The 17,378-nt window shown below is 76.4% G+C and carries 15 protein-coding genes; 7 read left to right on the top strand and 8 right to left on the bottom strand.

All coding sequences use genetic code 11. The features are described 5' to 3' along the window. Window positions 1-10: 10 nt before the first annotated feature. Window positions 11-2,743 carry a M4 family metallopeptidase gene (locus ACFC0B_RS03880; RefSeq protein WP_376081704.1) on the bottom strand — a complete coding sequence of 911 codons (2,733 nt, stop codon included), beginning with the start codon at window positions 2,741-2,743 and terminating at the stop codon, window positions 11-13. A gap of 476 nt (window positions 2,744-3,219) precedes the next feature. On the opposite strand from ACFC0B_RS03880, the gene ACFC0B_RS03875 reads away from it, so the two are divergent. Beyond that, window positions 3,220-5,229: a stealth family protein gene (locus tag ACFC0B_RS03875; RefSeq protein WP_376081703.1), complete on the top strand. Its 2,010-nt coding sequence runs from the start codon at window positions 3,220-3,222 to the stop codon at window positions 5,227-5,229. Between the two features lie 115 nt (window positions 5,230-5,344). Then, window positions 5,345-6,025 (top strand): hypothetical protein, encoded by a 681-nt coding sequence (locus ACFC0B_RS03870; protein ID WP_376081700.1) that lies wholly within the window; start codon window positions 5,345-5,347, stop codon window positions 6,023-6,025. Between the two features lie 24 nt (window positions 6,026-6,049). On the opposite strand, the gene ACFC0B_RS03865 is transcribed toward ACFC0B_RS03870, so the two are convergent. Then, window positions 6,050-6,523, bottom strand: a complete 474-nt coding sequence (locus tag ACFC0B_RS03865) for a GreA/GreB family elongation factor (RefSeq protein ID WP_376081698.1) — start codon at window positions 6,521-6,523, stop codon at window positions 6,050-6,052. Window positions 6,524-6,722: 199 nt separating this feature from the next. On the opposite strand from ACFC0B_RS03865, the gene ACFC0B_RS03860 reads away from it, so the two are divergent. Both ACFC0B_RS03860 and ACFC0B_RS03855 read left to right on the top strand, forming a co-directional pair. Next, window positions 6,723-7,439, top strand: a complete 717-nt coding sequence (locus tag ACFC0B_RS03860) for an RDD family protein (RefSeq protein ID WP_376081696.1) — start codon at window positions 6,723-6,725, stop codon at window positions 7,437-7,439. Window positions 7,440-7,640: 201 nt separating this feature from the next. Beyond that, a complete protein-coding gene (locus ACFC0B_RS03855) occupies window positions 7,641-9,812 on the top strand; it encodes a HelD family protein (RefSeq protein WP_376081693.1) in 2,172 nt (723 codons plus the stop codon). Between the two features lie 53 nt (window positions 9,813-9,865). Here ACFC0B_RS03855 and ACFC0B_RS03850 read toward each other — a convergent pair whose 3' ends face one another. The 3 genes from ACFC0B_RS03850 to ACFC0B_RS03840 form a co-directional block, all read right to left on the bottom strand. Next, window positions 9,866-11,455 carry a multicopper oxidase family protein gene (locus ACFC0B_RS03850; protein ID WP_376081690.1) on the bottom strand — a complete coding sequence of 530 codons (1,590 nt, stop codon included), beginning with the start codon at window positions 11,453-11,455 and terminating at the stop codon, window positions 9,866-9,868. 110 nt (window positions 11,456-11,565) lie between these two features. After that, window positions 11,566-12,027: a hypothetical protein gene (locus ACFC0B_RS03845; RefSeq protein ID WP_376081687.1), complete on the bottom strand. Its 462-nt coding sequence runs from the start codon at window positions 12,025-12,027 to the stop codon at window positions 11,566-11,568. Between the two features lie 50 nt (window positions 12,028-12,077). Next, complete coding sequence (locus tag ACFC0B_RS03840; protein ID WP_376082400.1) at window positions 12,078-12,560, bottom strand: DUF5990 family protein; 483 nt, start codon at window positions 12,558-12,560, stop codon at window positions 12,078-12,080. A gap of 207 nt (window positions 12,561-12,767) precedes the next feature. Here ACFC0B_RS03840 and ACFC0B_RS03835 point away from each other — a divergent pair, with 207 nt between their 5' ends. Next, window positions 12,768-13,040: a hypothetical protein gene (locus ACFC0B_RS03835; RefSeq protein WP_376081685.1), complete on the top strand. Its 273-nt coding sequence runs from the start codon at window positions 12,768-12,770 to the stop codon at window positions 13,038-13,040. A 19-nt stretch (window positions 13,041-13,059) separates the two neighbouring features. Here ACFC0B_RS03835 and ACFC0B_RS03830 read toward each other — a convergent pair whose 3' ends face one another. Together ACFC0B_RS03830 and ACFC0B_RS03825 are read right to left on the bottom strand one after the other, a co-directional pair. Then, the gene (locus tag ACFC0B_RS03830) at window positions 13,060-13,725 is read right to left on the bottom strand and encodes a phosphoribosyltransferase (RefSeq protein ID WP_376081683.1); all 666 of its coding nucleotides are present in this window, start codon (window positions 13,723-13,725) and stop codon (window positions 13,060-13,062) included. 426 nt (window positions 13,726-14,151) lie between these two features. Continuing rightward, window positions 14,152-15,225 (bottom strand): alpha/beta hydrolase family protein, encoded by a 1,074-nt coding sequence (locus ACFC0B_RS03825; RefSeq protein ID WP_376081680.1) that lies wholly within the window; start codon window positions 15,223-15,225, stop codon window positions 14,152-14,154. Between the two features lie 85 nt (window positions 15,226-15,310). On the opposite strand from ACFC0B_RS03825, the gene ACFC0B_RS03820 reads away from it, so the two are divergent. Next, a complete protein-coding gene (locus ACFC0B_RS03820) occupies window positions 15,311-16,282 on the top strand; it encodes an ArsR family transcriptional regulator (RefSeq protein WP_376081677.1) in 972 nt (323 codons plus the stop codon). Window positions 16,283-16,362: 80 nt separating this feature from the next. Further along, window positions 16,363-16,800, top strand: a complete 438-nt coding sequence (locus tag ACFC0B_RS03815; protein WP_376081674.1) for an ester cyclase — start codon at window positions 16,363-16,365, stop codon at window positions 16,798-16,800. 67 nt (window positions 16,801-16,867) lie between these two features. Here the strand turns inward: ACFC0B_RS03815 and ACFC0B_RS03810 are convergent, their stop codons facing one another. Next, window positions 16,868-17,287: a DUF2690 domain-containing protein gene (locus tag ACFC0B_RS03810; RefSeq protein WP_376081671.1), complete on the bottom strand. Its 420-nt coding sequence runs from the start codon at window positions 17,285-17,287 to the stop codon at window positions 16,868-16,870. Window positions 17,288-17,378: the final 91 nt, after the last annotated feature.

Raw genomic sequence — 17,378 nt, 5'->3', positions numbered from 1 at the left:
CGCCCTCCGGTCAGCAGGTGCCGGCCGCGCGCTCGCGCACGACCAGATCGGTGCGGCCGGCCGTGGCGTCCAGCCAGAGCACCCGGGTACCCCGGTCCGCCACCGGCGCGTACTGGCCGCCGCGGTTGCAGGAGACCCGCTCGGGAGTGCCGCCGGCGAGCGGGAGCTGCCAGAGCTTCGGCAGGTCGGTGTTCTTCATGCCGCCGCCGACCCGGCCGCCGGCGTAGCCGAAGGTGACGGCCCGGTCGGTGGCGGTGAGGGAGGTGATCCGGCGCGGCTCGGCGGTGCCGCCGGCCAGGACGACGGTCGTCCCCGAGCCGTCCAGCGCGCCGGAGCGGATCGAGCTGCCGCGGGCCGGGTCCTCGGGCGTCTCCACCCAGAGCAGTCGGCCGCCGGCGAGGCGGGTCGCGCCGGCCCTGGTCGCGGAGGTGTCGGCCGCGTCGCCCGCCGGGTACTGGGCGACGACCCGGCCCGCGGCGATCGAGTAGACGGTCGGCGCGCTCACCGTCCGCTCACCGGAGCTCCAGCTCTCCGTCCAGGCGAGCAGGCCGTCCTTGAGGGCGAGGTCGGAGGCGCTGTGGCCGTCCGGCAGCGGGATCGCGACCGCCGGGGCGCCGTCCCGGGAGAGCACGGGCCCGGTGCTGACGGCGGTGTAGTCGCCGGCCAGGAAGGCCACGTCGCCGCCGGAGATTCGCACGTCACTGAGGTACTGGTTGGCCACGCTGTGGACGCTGCGGGCCGGGCCGCCGTCGAGCGGCCGGGCAAACACCTCCGTGCCCCACGGGCCCATCGCCACCCAGGCGGCGGACGTGCCGTCGGTGGCGGGCCAGCCGTGCGAGCGGCCGTCCTCCGGGCTGAGCCGGGTGGGCTCGGCGGAGCCGGCGACGGCGCCCGCGTAGACGGCGAGGCTGCCCTTGTTGCCCTTCCCGGCGGTCGCCGCCACCCAGCGGCCTGCGGCCGCGTCCGGTGCGATGCTCTCGGTGGTCAGCTCGCGCAGCAGCGGGCGGCTGTCGAGGCCGATCCGCCGCTGCCAGCCCTCCTTGATCCCGTGCGCGTCGAAGGCCCCGGCCACCGCGCGCAGTTGCGCCCGGTCGAGGCCGAGCGCGCGGCCGGCGGCGAGCACCGCGTTGCGGGCGTCGACGAAGCCGTCCAGCGGGGTGAGGTACTCGGCGAGCGCGCGGTGGACCAGGCGGTCGGCGGTGAGCGGGTCGAGGGTGCGCCGGATGTCCCAGAGCGCCCCTCCGACGATGGTCGAGTTGAGGTGCACGCCGCCGTTGTCGACGCCGGCGGGTGCCCCGATGTAGTCGGCGACGGTGGTGCGGTGGTCGTCCAACCGCCGGAAGGCGCAGGACTCCGGGGTACCGGTGCGGCACAGGCTCTCGCCGAGCAGCGCCGCCCGGGGGTCGGTCATCGGGATGCCCCGGCTGGTCACCTCGATCGCGTTGCCGAAGTAGTCGGCGAGGGCCTCGTCGAGCGCGCCGGACTGGCCGGCGTAGACGAGCCCCGCGGTGTGCTCGACCACACCGTGGGTCATCTCGTGGCCGGCCACGTCGCGGGCGGCGGAGAACGGGTGGTAGGTGCCGCTGCCGCCGCCGTAGATCATCTTCCGGCCGTCCCAGTAGGCGTTGTCCAGCGGCGCGCCGAAGCTGGTGACGTTGACGACGGAGGTGATCGGGCCGTTCTTGCCGTCGATCCCCGCACGGCCGAGGCGGGTGCGGTAGAAGTCGTCGACGGCGGCGGCGTTGAGGTGGGCGTCGGTGGCGCCGCTGGTGCCGGTCGAGGCCGGGAAGTCGGGGCTCGGGGAGGCCGCCGGGCGGGCGCCGTCGGGCAGGCCGCCGCTGTAGTCCATCTCCTCCCCGCCCTGCGCGTCGTAGGTGGTGATGACGGCGGGGCGAGTGAGGTCGGTGAGCTGGTAACTCCCGTCCGGGAGACGGCCGATGTTCACCGGCGCGGGGCGGCCGAAGGCGTCCGGGGCGGTGCCGGTGGCGGGTTCGACGGCGCCGGCCGCACCGACGGCCCCGGCGGCCGGGGAGGCGCCCGGCATCCCGGACGGGGAGGGGGCGCGGACCTCGTAACTGAGCGCGACCCCGCCCGCGGTGGCGTCCACGAAGACCTCGCGGGCCTTCGGCGCCCCGGCGGCCGCGCCGGTCCCGCGCACGGTGAAGTGGCGGGCGAGCCGGCCGGCGCCGCCGGGCAGCACCACGAGGCCGCGGTCCTCCGCGGTGGCCCCCTCCCGGGCGGCCGGGTCCTCGACCGCGCCGAGCGCGAGCCGGCGCAGCACCTCGTCCGGGACGCTCTGCGCGGTCGGGGCGGTGAGCCCGGTGAAGTACTTGCCGCCCACCGACTCGACCCGCTGCCCGTCGCCCTCCCCGACCAGGTGGACGAGATAGGTGGACCCGAAGACCGGGAGGCCGCCGTGCCGCTGCGCGAACCTGACGGTGCGACGGCCGTCGGCGGCCCGCTCGGTGCCGGACTCCACCAGCTGCGCGGGGTCGACCCGGTAGCGGTCCCGGTGGGCGGCGAGGTGGGCACGGGCCGCCTCGCCCGGGGTGGCGCCGGAGGCCCGCTCGGCCAGGCCGGTGACCAGCTGCGGGGCGTCGGTGTCCGATCCGGCGACCAGCCCCGGCACGGGGTCGGTGTCGGCGGCCGGAGCGGCTAACGCGGACGGTATGCCCAGGCCCAGGCCCAGGACGGCGGCGATCGCGACGCCGAGGAGCTTGCACGAACGGGAACGGTGGTGCACGGCGGTCCTCCCGAGGAAAACGGCGGGTCCGGCCGGCTGCCGGACCATGCGTGCGGCGGGCGCCCACACCCCCACGGCTCGCCCGTTCTCCGGCGCCGGCCGCCCGCCTCGCCGACACCATAGGCCAAGTCTCGTCATATGTCGACCATCTGCATATGTAGACCAAGGGAGGTGCAGGCCCGAAGCGGACGGCGAACGCGCAGCAAAATGGCCGATTCATGACAATGACCGGCGGCGAATTCCCGAATTCCGCGAAATGCGACAAACCTGGGGGAACGGAAAGTCGATGACGTTCCATCAGAAGGGATGAACGCCCTGCAAAACGGGCGAATCCCGCAGGTCCACCACCTCTGGGGTTCAAACAGACATGTGATTGTTACCATTGCTCAACACAAAGTTTCCACAGTCGCATACGATCTCGTCCGACCTGAAAGCCCGTTGACCTGCGCCCCCGCCGGGCGCCTCTGGAGTTCCCTTTGCCCATCCGCCCGGCCAGCCTCGCGGCCAAGATGCGCCCGCTGACCGCTCTGACCCGCCGCAACCGGCCCTCCGGCGGAACGCCCGCCGCCCCCGTCACCGGTGCCCCGGCGGAGCCGACCGCCGTGCCGCAGGAGGTCGTCCCCGACGCCCGGCACGACGCGGCGCCCGAGCCCGCGCACGACGAGGCCGGGCACGAGGAGCGCGCGCAGGAACACGCCGTGGCGGAGGAGCCGCAGCCGCCGTACGAGCGGCTCGCCGAGGAGCGCTCCGCGCGGGAGGAGGAGCTGCTCGGCACGCTCCCGGGCGTCGTGCGCCACCGCGACCACCTGGCCGAGTCCCGCCGGACGCTGCTGCCCGCCGACCGCCGGGACGGCAACCTGGCCGAGGTGAGCACGGCGCTGCAGGAGGCCGGCCTCGCGCACGGCATCGTGCCCGACCGGCACCCGCGCCACCGGCTGGCGATCCGCCCGGGCGACCGGTCGGCGGTGCTGGAGGCGCTGGCCGCCGCGTTCGCCGGTCAGGCCGTCTACGCCGACCTCCTGGAGCACGGGCGGACCCTCACCACCGTGCTCGCGGAGCAGCTGCCCGGCGCGGTCGAGCTGCTGGATCCCACGCCGAAGGCGTCCACGGACGGGACCGACGAGGACCAGGACGCGGAGCAGAGCCGGGACGGCGGCCCGGCGGACCGGGTCAAGGGCGTGCGGATCTACCGCCCGGCCGTGATCGACACCCTGCTGTACGGCCCCGAGACCGGCTGCGACCTGGAGTTCTGGGACTCCGCCGCGCCCTCCCAGGGCGCCATCGCAGCGATCGACGAGACCCCGTTCGGCTGGTGGGTGCCCTCGCTGGAGGCCACCGCCACCACGACCGTGGGCGGCCGGCCCTTCCCGCTGCTCGACGTCTTCGCCGTCTCGCTCCCCGAGCAGGTCGGCTTCCCGATCGACGCCGTGATCACCTGGGTCGACGACTCCGACCCCGCCTGGCAGGAGCGCCGGGCCGCCGCCCGCGCGCGCCTCGCGCACACGGCCGCCCCGATCGCGGAGGAGGACGGGGTCGCCGAGAGCGGGATCGCGGGCGACGCCGACCAGCGCTTCCGCAACCGCGACGAGCTGCGCTACTGCCTGCGCGCCCTCGCCGCGCACGCCCCGTGGATCCGCCGGATCCACCTGGTCACCGACGACCAGACGCCGCACTGGCTGGACACCGACCACCCGGGCCTGACCGTCGTCCCGCACCGCGAGCTGTTCGCCGGGACCGACGCGGGCCCGGTGTTCAACTCCCACGCCATCGAGACCCGGCTGCACCTCGTCCCGGAGCTCGCCGAGCACTTCCTGTACCTCAACGACGACGTCTTCCTCGGCCGCCCACTCGTCCCGGAGGACTTCTTCCTGGGCAACGGCATGCCCCGGTACTTCCCCGACAACCGGATCATCCCGCCGGGCGGGGCCGAGCCCGGCGACTCGGTGTACGTCGCCGCGCAGAAGAACACCCGCGGCGCCTTGGCCGACGCCGTCGGGAAGACCTACCCGCGCACCCTCAAGCACTCCCCGCACCCGCTGCGCCGCAGCGTGCTGGCGGAGAGCGCGGAGCGGTTCGAGGGCGAGCTGCACGACACCGTCCGCTCGCCGTTCCGGTCGGCCGACGACCTCGCGCCGGTGACCCTGGCCATCCACTACGGCCACGCCACCGCCCGCACCGTCGAGGGCCACCTCTACGACGGCTACTTCGTCACCGACAGCACCGAGGACATGGGCCGGCTCGCGCAGCTCCACGAGGAGCGCTGGGCGGACTACTTCTGCCTCGCGGACGGCACCCGCGACCTGATGTCGCCCGAGGAGCAGGAGGAGGCCGTCACGGGCTTCCTGCGCACCTACTTCCCGGTGCCGTCGCCCTTCGAGCTCCGCGAGGAGCCCGCTCCGGCCTCCGAGGAACCCGCGCCGGCCTCCGAGGAGGCGGCCGGCGGCGCCGAAGGTTCCGGGCCCGAGGGGCTCGCCGACCAGGGCTGACGCCCCCGGCGCGCGCGTGGCGTGCGTCTCATCGGGGCCGCGGTCGAGTTCGTCCACGCCGCTCTGTGATGGGATGGGCCGCCACGAGTGACGGCCGCTGACCGGGGGGTACGCAGTGAGGGCAAAACTGATCGGGCTGGGACCGGACGCGGGCGCGCCGGACCTCATCGGCGTGGGGCTGATCCGCCTCGCCGTCGAGGAGTGGCAGGCGCCCGCGGCCGGGGCCTCGCCCTGGCTGGGGCAGCTGCGGGCGGCCTCGTTCGCCGACGTGTGGCTGGCCTTCGCCGATCCGGCGGCGCCCGCTCTGCGGGTACCGGCGGAGGCCGTCCTGCGGGCGGTGGTGGCGCGGGCGGCGGAGCTGGTGCTGCGGTGCCACCGCGGGGACGGCCCGGCCGCCCTGGAGCGGCTGGGCCGGGAGTCGGCCGAGGCCCGCGAGCTGGCGCGGCGGACCGGGGCGTCCCACCCCGCCGAACCCGACGCGCTCGTCCTGCTCTGGCACGGGGTCCGCTCGGCCGCCGCCGGGACCGGCCCCGCCGCCGAGGCCGAGCGCGAGGCCCACGCCAGGTACGTCGCCGAACGGTGCGAGGCCTACGTCCGGGACCACTGCCGCCGCCAGGACCTGCTGGCCCTCGTCCTGGCCTGCGCCCGCTCCGCCGCCGCCGCGCTGGCCGAGCTCACCGACGGCGACCGGGACCGGGCGCTCGCCGTCCTCGACGCCCAGGCGGACCGCCACATGGCGCCCGCCGCCCCGGTACCGCTCTGGGTCCCTGGCCGCCCCGGCCAGCTCACCGCCTGACGCGACGGCACCCCCGGCGCGCCGCTACGCCGCCGCGTCGTCGCCGATCGAGACGACGAACGCGGTCGTCCGGCCGCCGGGCGCCTCGTACTCCACCGTCTCGCCGGCCCGGCGCCCGAGCAGCACCTGGCCGAGCGGGCTGTCCGCGGTGACCAGCTCCGGGTCCAGCTCCTCGGCGAGTTCGCCGATCCGGACGGTCATCTCGTCGGCGTCGGCGAAGCGCAGGGTCACGGTGCTGCCGACGCCGACGCTCTCGGTACTCGGCGCCCCGGCCGCGGCCGCCTCGCGCAGCCGTCCCTCGGCCCCGGCGATCAGGCCGTCCAGCTGGTCCAGCCGGTCGGCCCGCTGCAACTCGTCGGCCTGGTCGGCCGGGTCGCCGACCTCCTCGTCGCCGTGCAGGGTCGCGGCGACGGCATCGCGCTCGGTGCGCAGCTCGGCGAGTTCCCGCTCCAACGCGGTCCGGCCGGCGTCGCTGATGGGTTCGGGTGCACCGGTCATGGCCGTCTCCCTGGTCGGGCCGCCGCGGCGGGCGGCGCGGGCTGATTCCGGCATTTTCGAACATAACGGACTCCACGCCCCGCGGCTCGGCGACAGCGGTGCCCCTGATCGGTAACGACTTGCCGATCGGCCTTCCCGAGGCCGACGCGGGATCGATAGAACAGCCGTACCACCATCGCCGAGGCAGGGAACCCGCAGAATGAGCACCAACGGTCCGACGGGGTACGGCCAGAACCCGTACGAGGGGAACAATCCCTACGGCCAGCAGAACCAGAACCCCTACGGCGGCGATCAGCAGCCGTACCAGCAGGAGGCGCCGTACGGCCAGCCCTACGGTCAGCCGCAGGCGGAGCAGCAGCCGTACGGCCAGCCCCAGGGAACGCAGCAGCCGTACGGGCAGCCCGGCTACGGCACTCCCCCGCAGCAGCCCTACGGCCGGCCCGAGGGCTCCTGGCCGCACGGGCACCCCCAGGCCGGCCCGTACGGCGGCTCCCCCGTGCCCACCGGCCCCCCGCTCGCCCCGATCGGCGAGCGCCTGGTCGCCCGGCTGATCGACGTCGGCGTCCTGCTGATCCCCACCGTGCTGCTCTTCACGGTCCTCGGCGCCTCGATCCTGTACTACGTCGTGGCGGCCCTGCTCTCCTTCGGCTACGAGGCCGCGATGCTGCTCACCCAGGGCGGCCAGACGGTCGGCAAGAAGGTCATGAAGCTGCGGGTCGTCGACCAGGGCAGCGGCGGGAAGCCCGCCGAGAACTCACTGCTGATCCGCGCGGCGCTCTACACGCTGCCCAACGCGGTCTACTGCGTCGGCTCCCTGTTCGCCCTGCTGAACGTCCTGTGGCCGCTGTGGGACAAGCCGCTCCAGCAGGCGCTGCACGACAAGCCCGCCAAGACCGTGGTGATCAAGGAGTCCTGAGCACCGCGCTCCCCGCACCACCCGCCGACCGGACACCGGGCCGCCACCGCGCGGCCGGGTGTCCGGTCGGCCCCGTTCCGGGGAGCGGGGACGGGAGCGGGGACGGGAGCCAGGACACGATCCGGGGCGTCAGGTCAACGTTTACTTTCCCCGCTCGACCACGCATAGTGACAGGCCGAAACCGAGAGGGGAGCACTTCCTGTGCCGCAGGCCGAGGAGAACGTGGTACGCCAGGTGCGACTGGAGCGGGCGGAGGTGGCCGCCGTCGTCGCCCTGTTCGACGACCGGCTCGCCGACACCCGGGCGCAGCTCGCCGTGACGCTCGCGACCCGGGCGGACGGCGCCGGCGAGGCCTACGAGCGGCAGTCGGCGGCCGAGCGGCTCGCCCGGGAGGTGCGCCGCCTCGAAGGCGCCGAGGGCGGCCTGGTCTTCGGGCGGATAGACCTGGCGGACGGGACGGCGCTGCGGATCGGCCGGCTGGGCCTGCAGCGCGACGAGGACGAGCTGCCCGCCCTGGTCGACTGGCGGGCGGACGCGGCGCGCGCGTTCTACGAGGCCACACCGGTGCACCCGATGGGCCTGCGGCGCCGCCGGCACCTGCGGCTGGCGCAGCGCGCCGTCGTCGGGGTCAGCGACGAGCTGCTCGACGGCTCCGAGCCCACCGCCGAGGACGTGGTCGGTGACGGCCCGCTCTCCGCCGCGCTCCAGGAGCGGCGCACCGGGCGGATGGGCACCGCGGTGGCCACCCTGCAGACCGAGCAGGACGCGATCGTCCGCTCGCCGCACCGGGGGGTCACCGTCGTCCAGGGCGGCCCCGGAACGGGCAAGACGGTGGTCGCGCTGCACCGGGCCGCCTATGTGCTGTACGCCTTCCCGAAGGCCGCCGAGCAGGGTGTCCTGGTGCTGGGGCCGAACGCCCGGTTCCTGGACTACATCTCGCAGGTGCTGCCCTCGCTCGGCGAGAACGACGTCGTCCTCGCGACCTGCGCCGAACTGGCCGGCGGACTCGCGGGGGCTGCTCCCGCGGCGGCTGCTCCCACGGGGGCCGTGCTCGTGGGAACCGATCTGGTGGAGGCCGTGCCCGCGGAGGCCGTCGAGGACCTGCGGGCGGCCCGACTCAAGGGGGACGCCGCGATGGCCGGCGCCCTGGCCGCGGTGGTGCGCGCGCGGCAGGCGCCCGACGGCGGGCTGGAGGTCCGGGTCGGGCAGGACGACGTCCGGCTCGACGCCGGCGAGGTCGCCCGGGTGCGGGACGCCGCCCGGGGCGGCGGCCTCGCCCACCACCGGGCCCGCCGGCTGTTCAAGGAGCTGCTGGTGGACTCCGTGACCGCGGCGCTGGCCCGGGGCGCCGCCGAGACGCTGGAGCGGATCGACGCCGAGGTCGCCTCGCTGACCGGCATCGACCTCGACCGGGTCGCGGCGGCGGACCTGCGCCGCCTGGGCCACGATCCCGGTCCGGCCGACGAAGGCCCCGGGTTCGACGTCGACGCGATGCGGGCCGAGCTGCTCGGCGACGACCACGTCGAGCGCGCCGTCGAACGGCTGTGGCCGCGGCTGACGCCCGGCGCGGTGGTGGACGCCCTGCTGGGCGACCCCGGGGCGCTGGCCGCACACCTGCCGGAGTTCACCGCCGAGGAGCGCGCGCTGCTGCTGCGCGCCCCGGGCGCGCCGTGGACCGGCGCCGACCTGCCGCTGCTCGACGAGGCGGCGGCCCTGCTCGACGGCCCGCCGAAGCGGTCCTTCGGCCATGTCGTGGTGGACGAGGCGCAGGAGTTCACCGCGCTCCAGTGGCGGATGGTCCTGCGGCGCTGCCCGGGCCGGTCGATGACGCTGGTCGGCGACTTCGCCCAGGCCGGTCCGGCGACCACCGCGCGCGGCTGGCAGGAGGCGCTGGCCCCGCACCTCGGCGCCCGCTTCGACCTGCGCACGCTGACCGTCAGCTACCGCACCACCGAGGCGATCCTGGCCACCACCCGCGAGCTGCTGGCCAGGATCGCCCCGGACCAGCCGCCGGTCGGCTCGATCCGGCACGGCGAGCGGCCGCGCACCCTCGGCGCCTCGCCCGCCGTGCTGACCGGCGTCCTCGGCGCGGAGCTGCGCGCGCAGGAAGCCGCCCATCCCGGGGAGCTGATCGGCGTGGTCTGCCCGGACGCGGCGGTCGCCGAACTGGCGGCGGCCCTGGCGGCGGCCGGGGCCGCGGAGCGGACCCGGCTGGTGCCCGCCTCCGAGGCCCGGGGCCTGGAGTTCGACACGGCCGTCGTCGTCGACCCGGACGGGATCACCGCCGCCCGCCCGGGCGGTGAGCGCGACCTCTACGTCGCGCTCACCCGGGCCACCAAGCGGCTGTGCACGATCGTCCTGCGGGAGGACTGAAGCCGTCCCCACCCGGGCGGCGGGCCGGTGCGGCCCGCCACCCGGGGCCGGGCTCAGGCCCGGTAGGCGACCAGGCCCATCATCCCGGCCTCGCCGTGGTAGGCGTTGTGGCAGTGCGTCATCCACCGGCCGGGGTTGTCGGCGTCGAAGTCGCAGGCCACCGTCCGGCCGGGCAGCACGATCACGGTGTCCTTGCGCGGCCCCTGGTCGCCGACCTGGAAGGTGTGGCCGTGCAGGTGCACGGGGTGCCACATCTCCGTCCGGTTGACGAACTCCAGCCGGACCCGCTCGCCGCTGCCGACGAGGAACGCGCGGGCGGTCGGGTCCGCCATGTCGAACGGCCGGCCGTTGAGCCCCCAGTCGTAGCGGGCCATACCGCCGGTCAGCTCGATCCGGTGGGTGCGGTCGGGCGTACGGGCCGGCAGCCGGACCTCGTCCGCGGCCCGCAGCCCGTCGGCGGCCAGGATCCGGCCGTTCAGCTCGGCGGGGCGCACGGTCACGGCCGGCGCCTCGCCCGCGCCGGTGCGGACCAGGGCCCGGCCCGCGGCGTCCTTGCCCTCGGCGAGCGCGGTCAGCGGGAAGACGCCGTCCTGGAGGGTGACCAGCGCGTCGTAGCGCTCGCCCATGCCGACCAGCAGGGCGTCCACCTCCTCGTGCCGCACCGGGTAGCCGTCGGTGTGGGTGACGGTCAGCCGGTGGCCGCCCAGGGCGAGGCGGTAGGCGGTGTCGCCGCCGGCGTTGACGATCCGCAGCCGCACCCGCCGCCCCGGCTCGGACCGGTACACCTCGGGGTCGGCGGCGATCCGACCGTTCACCAGGTGGTGCGGGTGGCGGACGTCGCCGGCGTCGCCGCCGAGCAGGTCGCTGGTGGCGCCCATGAGCATGAACGAGGACGGCTGCCCGGCGGGCGCGCCCGTGCTTCCCGTGTCCTGGCCGGGCATGTCGTGGCCGCCCATCCCTCCCATCCCGCCCATACCGCTCATGTCGTGGCCGCCGCCGCTGCCGCCGCCCATGCCCTTGCGGAGTTCGGCGAACGCCTGGTCGGGGGTGCCGGTCACGCCGTCCAGCCAGTCGTCGAGGACGACCACCCACTCCTCGTCGTAGCCCAGCGGCTCCCGCGGGTCCTCGACGATCAGCGGCGCGTACAGTCCGCGGTCGAGCTGGACGCCGACGTGCGGGTGGAACCAGTAGGTGCCCGGCCGGTCAGTGACGAAGCGGTAGGTGAAGCTCGCACCGGGGGCGACCGGCTGCATGGTCACCGGCGGCACGCCGTCCATGTCGTTGCGCAGCGCCAGTCCGTGCCAGTGCAGGGAGGTCGGCGCGGGCAGGTGGTTGTTCAGGGTGGCGACCAGGGTGTCGCCGGCCGTGGTGCGGACGGCGGTGCCCGGCAGGGCGCCGAAGGTCCAGGTCCGGGCGGTGGTCCCGCCGCCCAGGTCGACGGTGTCGGCCGTCGCGGTGACGGTGACCGGGCGCTCCCGGCCGGTGCCGCGCCGCTTGGCCTCCGCCTCGGCGACGGCGCTGGCGGACGGGTCGACGAGCGGCGGCGTGCCGGCCGCGTCCGAACAGGCGGCGAGCAGGCCGGCGCCGGCGGCGCCCAGGCCCGCGAGCAGCAGGGAACGGCGGTTGACGGTGAATTCGGGCATCGAGGTCTCTCGGAGGAGTGCGCGTCGGCACCGGCCTGGTCGGCCGTGCCGGTGGACAGGGCTGACCGGCGGCGGGGCGTGCGGTGCCGCTCCCGGCCGCCGTGGGGCGCCTATCTGCGCGAGATCGAGAGGAGGTCGAGGTCGGGCGGGGGCGCGCCCGGCCACGGGATGCCGGGCGCGGTCGCCGGGCGGTGCGACGCCGGTTCGGCGGAGCCCGCGGCGACGAGGCCGGCCGGCGGCGGGGCGTCGAGCAGGACGCCGCGCGCGGGCACCGTCGAGGAGCAGACCCGGTGCTCGGCGCAGGCCTGGGCCGGACGGTCGGCGACGGTCGAGGCCCGGTGGCCGGCCGCGGTTGCGCCGGGGTGCTGGTGGGCGTTGGCCGCCGTCGCCAGGGCGGCGTGCGGGGCCGGGGCGGCGTGCGAGGCCATGACGGCGTGCGGGGCCGGTGTGACGCCGGCCGGCAGGGTGTGATGGCCGATCAGCCCGAGGGCGGTCAGCAGCAGGAGGACGAGCGCCGCCCCGGCCCCGCGGCGACGCGGGTCGCGGGAGGGCGGGGCGGCGTCCGGACACATGGCGGCCACTATACCCAGGCCCGGTATGTGGAACCGGTAAGCGCGTTCCCTCAGCTCCCTGACGTGCCGGGCCCGTTCGCGTCCGCCCGGCCTGCCGACCACACCACCTGCGGAGGCCGGACGGCCGCGCACAGCGGGTGCCCCCTGGCGTCCGTGAGACCGAGCCGGGCGACCAGCCGTCCGGCCGCCACCGCCTCGGCGGCCACCTGGCCGTCGACGGCGTCGAGCATGAGCTTGGCCCGCCGGAACATGGTGAAGCCCCCGGCCTCGTCGACCGCGCCCCACACCAGGTAGACGAAGCGCTGCCCGGGCCGTCCCTGGACGTACGGGCCCTTGAGGTCGATGCCGCCGGGCGCGGGGCTCGCCGTGCACTCCAGCATCCAGCCCGCCGAGGGCGCGTCGCCCGGCTGGGGATCGAGGAGCTCACCGGGGCGCTCGCGCCGCTGGACGGCGACATGGATGTTGCGGTAGCCCGGAAAGCCCGGGGCCGCCGGGCAGGAGCGGCCCGGCAGGTCGACGGCTTCGATGCTCAGCTGCGCGGGGACAGCCTGCCCCGGGCGGCGGGCCCGCCGCCACCTCCCGCCGCCGGTGGCCGATCCGGTCAAACCGCGGACTCCCGGGCGGCACCCGCCCGTACGCGCCCGGCCCCGCCGGCTCGACCGGATTTCCCCCATCGGACCCCCACGAACTACTACACGCCTGTAGAGTTGCCCCGACGGCCCGCCCAGGATGGGGGAGACATGGCAGAGAATCCCCGGCAGCACACCACCGCGACCCGCCCGGCCGACGCGCCCGGGTGGCAGCCGCCGGAGCACGAGGTCGAACCGGCCTACCAGCCGGTCCAGATCAACCGGGCGGACGGCAGCTGGGCGGTGGGCCGGATCAACGCCTGGTGGCGCCCGGCCGGCGCCCCGGCCTGGTGCCGTGTCCGGGCGGTGGGCCGGGGTGAGACCCCCGCCTGGATGCCCTTCGACCCCGAGCGCCTGCTGCTGCTCCCGGCCACCGGCATCTGACCCGCCCCCGCCCGGCGGCTCAGCCCGGACGGCGCACCGCGGGCTGCTCGCGCAGCAGGACCGCCACCTCGCGGTCGGTGACGTCCCGGAAGTCGGCGTACCAGGGACCCACGGCGTGCAGGTAGGCGGCCTCGCGCAGGCAGAGCAGGACGTCCACGACCCGGCGCAGCCCCTCCGCCGACCGGGCGTCGCAGACCGGCACGGCCAGCACCAGCAGGCCCGGCCCGCGACCGCGCAGCGCCCGCACCACGGCCGGGACGACCGGCCCGTGGACCACACCGTCGGTGACCAGCACGACCGTCCGGCCGTCCACGGGAACGGGCGGCCTGCGGTCCCGGTACAGCTTCTCCAGCCGGTGCAGCTCCACCCGCTGGTGGGTCACCTCGGCCTCCAGGTCCTCCGCCCCCAGCCCGAGGCCGCGCATCGCCCGCCGGTTCAGCACCGGCGGGTCCTCGTCGGCCAGCGCGCCGAGCGGGGTCCCGTTGCCGGGCGCGTTGAGCGGCCGGGCCACGACCACGTCCAGCGGAGCCACCAGCTCGCGCGCGACCTCGGCCGCGACCGCCACCCCGCCCGGGGCCAGCCCGAGGACGACCGCCTCCTCCCCCGCGCGGCCGCCCAGGCAGTCACTCGTCCACCGGGCCAGCCTCCGCCCGGCGTCCCTGCGGTTGGTGAACAGCGCGATCACGTCCTCCTCCTCGCACCCGTGCGCCTACCCCGGGCCCGCCCCGTTACACACGGTCGCCGCAACGGCGCGGTCGATCCCTCCCGGGAGGGGGCCGCCCGGCCGGCCGCGGGTGGCGCAGACGGCCACCGACCCCCACCGCCGGATCGCCCGGGGCCTGGCCGGTACCCCGCCGTGCGAGTCGGTACGAGGGCGCGGGCCCAGCCTCAGCCGACCGGTGTTCGTCGGTCGGACCTGGGCCGAGCGCTGCGGTGACAGCGTGGAGGGCCCCGTTCCCGAGGCGGAGTGGCTCGACCGGTGCTCCTGAAACAACCACGGGCGCGGCACCGGAGGCGCCGTGCAGCGCCCGGTGTCCGGTCACCGCCGCGGTACCGGTGCTCCCCGGCCGTCCCGCGGCGGCGCCGCACCCGGCGTCCGCGCGGCCTCCCGCTACAGCCGGTGCCCGGCGAAGAAGGCCCCCACCCCGCGCCGCACCCGGGCGAGTGCCGCCGCCGCGTCGCCGGTGCCGACGAGGGCGGCCCGGGCCGACGCGGTGACGAGGCCGGCGGCCCGGAGCCGTGCGACGAGCGGGCCGAGGTCGGTGAACGCCCAGTGGTTCGCGTCGGCGAGCAGCTCGCGGCGGCCGGGAAGGGGCGCCCACGAGGAGTCGATCCGGGCGGCGCCCTCGAACCCGTCGGTGCGGAACAGCAGCAGCGGCCGGTCGAAGCCGACCGGGGCCGGGTCCAGGTCGAGGTAGCCCTCCAGGTTCGCCACCGCGCCGATGCGGCGGTCGCCGCGGGCCGCGTACACGACCGCCGTGCCGCCCGCGGAGTGCCCGTACAACCCGATCCGGCCGAGGTCCATGGCCGGGGCGAGCGGCAGAGCGCCGAGCCGGTCCAGCACCAGCCGGAGGTCCGCGATCCGGGTGTCCACCATCGTGCGGAAGGTCGCCGGATCCGGCGGCCCGACCAGGACGGTCGTCCGCATCCCGGTCGGCAGCTCCACCTGGGAAGCGTCACCGGGGTGGTCGACCAGGACGACGACCCGGCCGCGGCTCGCCAGGTCCTCGGCGAGGCTCGTGCCGAGCGTGCGGGAGTCGCCGCCGCCCGGTGAGTAGACCAGCACCGGCCACCGCCCGGGCAGCGGCGGCGCGCCCGCGTACCCGTGGGTGAGCACCTCCCCCCAGTCCACCGCTCCCGGCTCCGGCAGCCCCGGGTGGACGCGGGGCGCGTAGTCGGCGAACTCCCGGGCCTCGGCCGGGGTGAGCTGCGGGGCCCGGGGGAAGCCGCGCACCGTCCGGGCCGGGTACAGCACGGTCAGCATCAGCTCCCGCGCACCGCCCACCCACGGGTCGGAGCGGGCGGGGTCCGTCAGATGGACCGTCCGCAGGCCCACGGGGTACGGGCCGACGGGCGCGGGGAGCCGCAGCAGCGGGCCGGCGCCGGCGGCCGACGCGGCCTGGGGCAGCAGGGCGGCGACGGTCCCGCATAGGGTGCCTTGAAGAAGAGTGCGTCGAGACGTCATACCGGCATCCTCGGGACCGGGCCGGCACGGCGCGAAGGTTCAGGCCCCGGCCGAAAGGCCGGCGCACACGAGGGGGTTGTGAGCCGTGGGAGCGCTCCGGATCCGGTTCACCGCGGAGGACTTCACCCGGATCCGCTTCGCACCCCGCCCGGCGCCGCTCCAGGAACTGCACGCCGCCCTGGCGACGGCCGTGACGCCGTCCGGCGGGCCGCTGGCCGCGGCGTGGCGCGGCCGTGTCCTGCGCTCCCTCCCGGCCGCCGCCGACCCGCTCGCCGACCTGGTCCCCGCCGGCCGCCCGCCGTCCTTCCTCGACGTCCTCGGCGACACCCTGGCCGACGGCTTCGAACGGATCCGCGCCACCGCCCCCGGCACCGTCCGCTCCGAACTGGAACGGGTCTACGGCGAGGCGCCCGCGCCGCGCTGGATCCGCGGCCTGCACGCCGACGACGGGACGGCCTGGCGGGCCCTGCACCGCGCCCAGCGGGCCGCGTACGAGACCGTCCTCGCCCCGGTCTGGCCGGTCGTCCAGGACCTGCACCGCGAGGAGTTCACCCGCTACGCCCTGGCCGTCGCCGAGCACGGCACGGCCGCCGCGCTCACCGGCCTGGCCCCCGACAGCCGCCTGCACGGGGGCGTGTGGGAGTGGCCCGGCGCGGCACCGGCCCGGGACGTCCACCTCGACGGGCGCGGCCTGCTCCTGCTGCCGACCTTCCACCACCCGGCCGGCCCCCTGCTCCACGACGCCCCGGACCGCCCCGCCGTCCTGACGTACCCGGCCGGTCCCGGGTTCCCGCCCGCCGCGGGGCACCCGGTCGCCCCCGCCGAGGCCCTGGCCGCGGTCCTGGGCCGCACCCGGCTCGACGCGCTGCACCTCCTCGCCGAGCCCCGGACGACGAGCGGCCTGGCCCGCGCCCTCGGTGTCAGCAACGCGACGGCCTCCTCCCAGGCGGCCGCGCTCAGGGCCGCCGGCCTGGCGGCGACGACCCGCACCGGCCGCTCGGTCACCCACCGGCGCACGGCGCTCGGCGCGCTGCTCGCGGGAGGCGGGCCGCCGTAGGGCAACCGCTGTCGCCCCCGTGTCACAGATCGCGGCCCGCGAACGTCTCCTCCACGACGGCCCGAACCGAGGAGGCACCCGTGTCCACATCCCCCACCCCGGCCAATGTCGCGACGCTGCGGCGGCTGCACGACGCCGTCAACTCCGGCGACCCTGAGCTGCTCTCGGCGACGATCGACGAGGTCGCCGCACCGGACCTGCTGCTCCACACCCCGGTGCCGCCCGCGGGCACGGGACCGGAGGCACTGCGCCAGGTCTTCCGCACGCTCCGCCGGGCCTTCCCCGACCTCCGCGTCACGGTCGAGGACGTGATCGCGGAGGAGGACAAGGTGGTCAGCCGCAATACCGTCACCGGGACCAACCTCGGCGAGTACCTGGGGCACCCGCCGACCGGCCGCGCCGTCACGTACGGCGAGATCTTCGTCTTCCGCTTCGCCCCCGACGGCCGCATCGCCGAGGTCTGGGGCGTCGTCGACCTCCTCGGCCGGCTCCGCCGGCTCGGCGTCCTCCCGGCCTGACGGCCGCCGGGGAGCCGCGCCGGGGGCGGGTGGCCCTCCGGTGCGGCTCCCCTCCGGCGGACGGCGGTCACCGCCAGCCGGTGCAGCCGCTGTCGGAACAGGCGCGCGCCTCCACGGTGCCGTCCACCATGTTGGTGTAGGCGGAGGAGTCCGGCCAGCCCACCCGGTAGTCCTGGCGCTCGCCGTTCCGGTTCTCGACCCAGAAGTGCCACCAGAGCGGTGCGGGCTCGATCTTGGCCCAGTTGGCGGCGCAGGCCGGGCTGTAGCGCAGCTGCAGGCGGACGTTGCCGAACCAGGCGTCGGCGACCGTCCGCGCGTCGGCGTCACAGCCCTTCGCCCGCGGGTCCTGGCCCGTGCAGCCCGAGCCGTGACAGCCCGCCTGCACCGCCGCCGGGGCCGCCGCGGCGGCGCCGGTTCCCGTGACGCCGGTCAGCGCGCTGGCGAGCAGCAGGCCGGCCGCGGCGAGTGTCTTCCTCCGGTGCCTCATCACTCCACCCTTCGTCGGGTCCTGATGGGGCGGTGCTCGCCCCGGCACCCTTTGTAGGGCGGCGGATTGTTGACCGCACCGCCGACGGCCG

Origin of the sequence: Kitasatospora sp. NPDC056184 (assembly GCF_042268405.1) — a bacterium.
Classification (GTDB): Bacteria; Actinomycetota; Actinomycetes; order Streptomycetales; family Streptomycetaceae; genus Kitasatospora.
The sequence above is the reverse complement of the archived record's forward strand: the minus strand, read 5'-3'. Positions and strand labels throughout refer to the sequence as shown.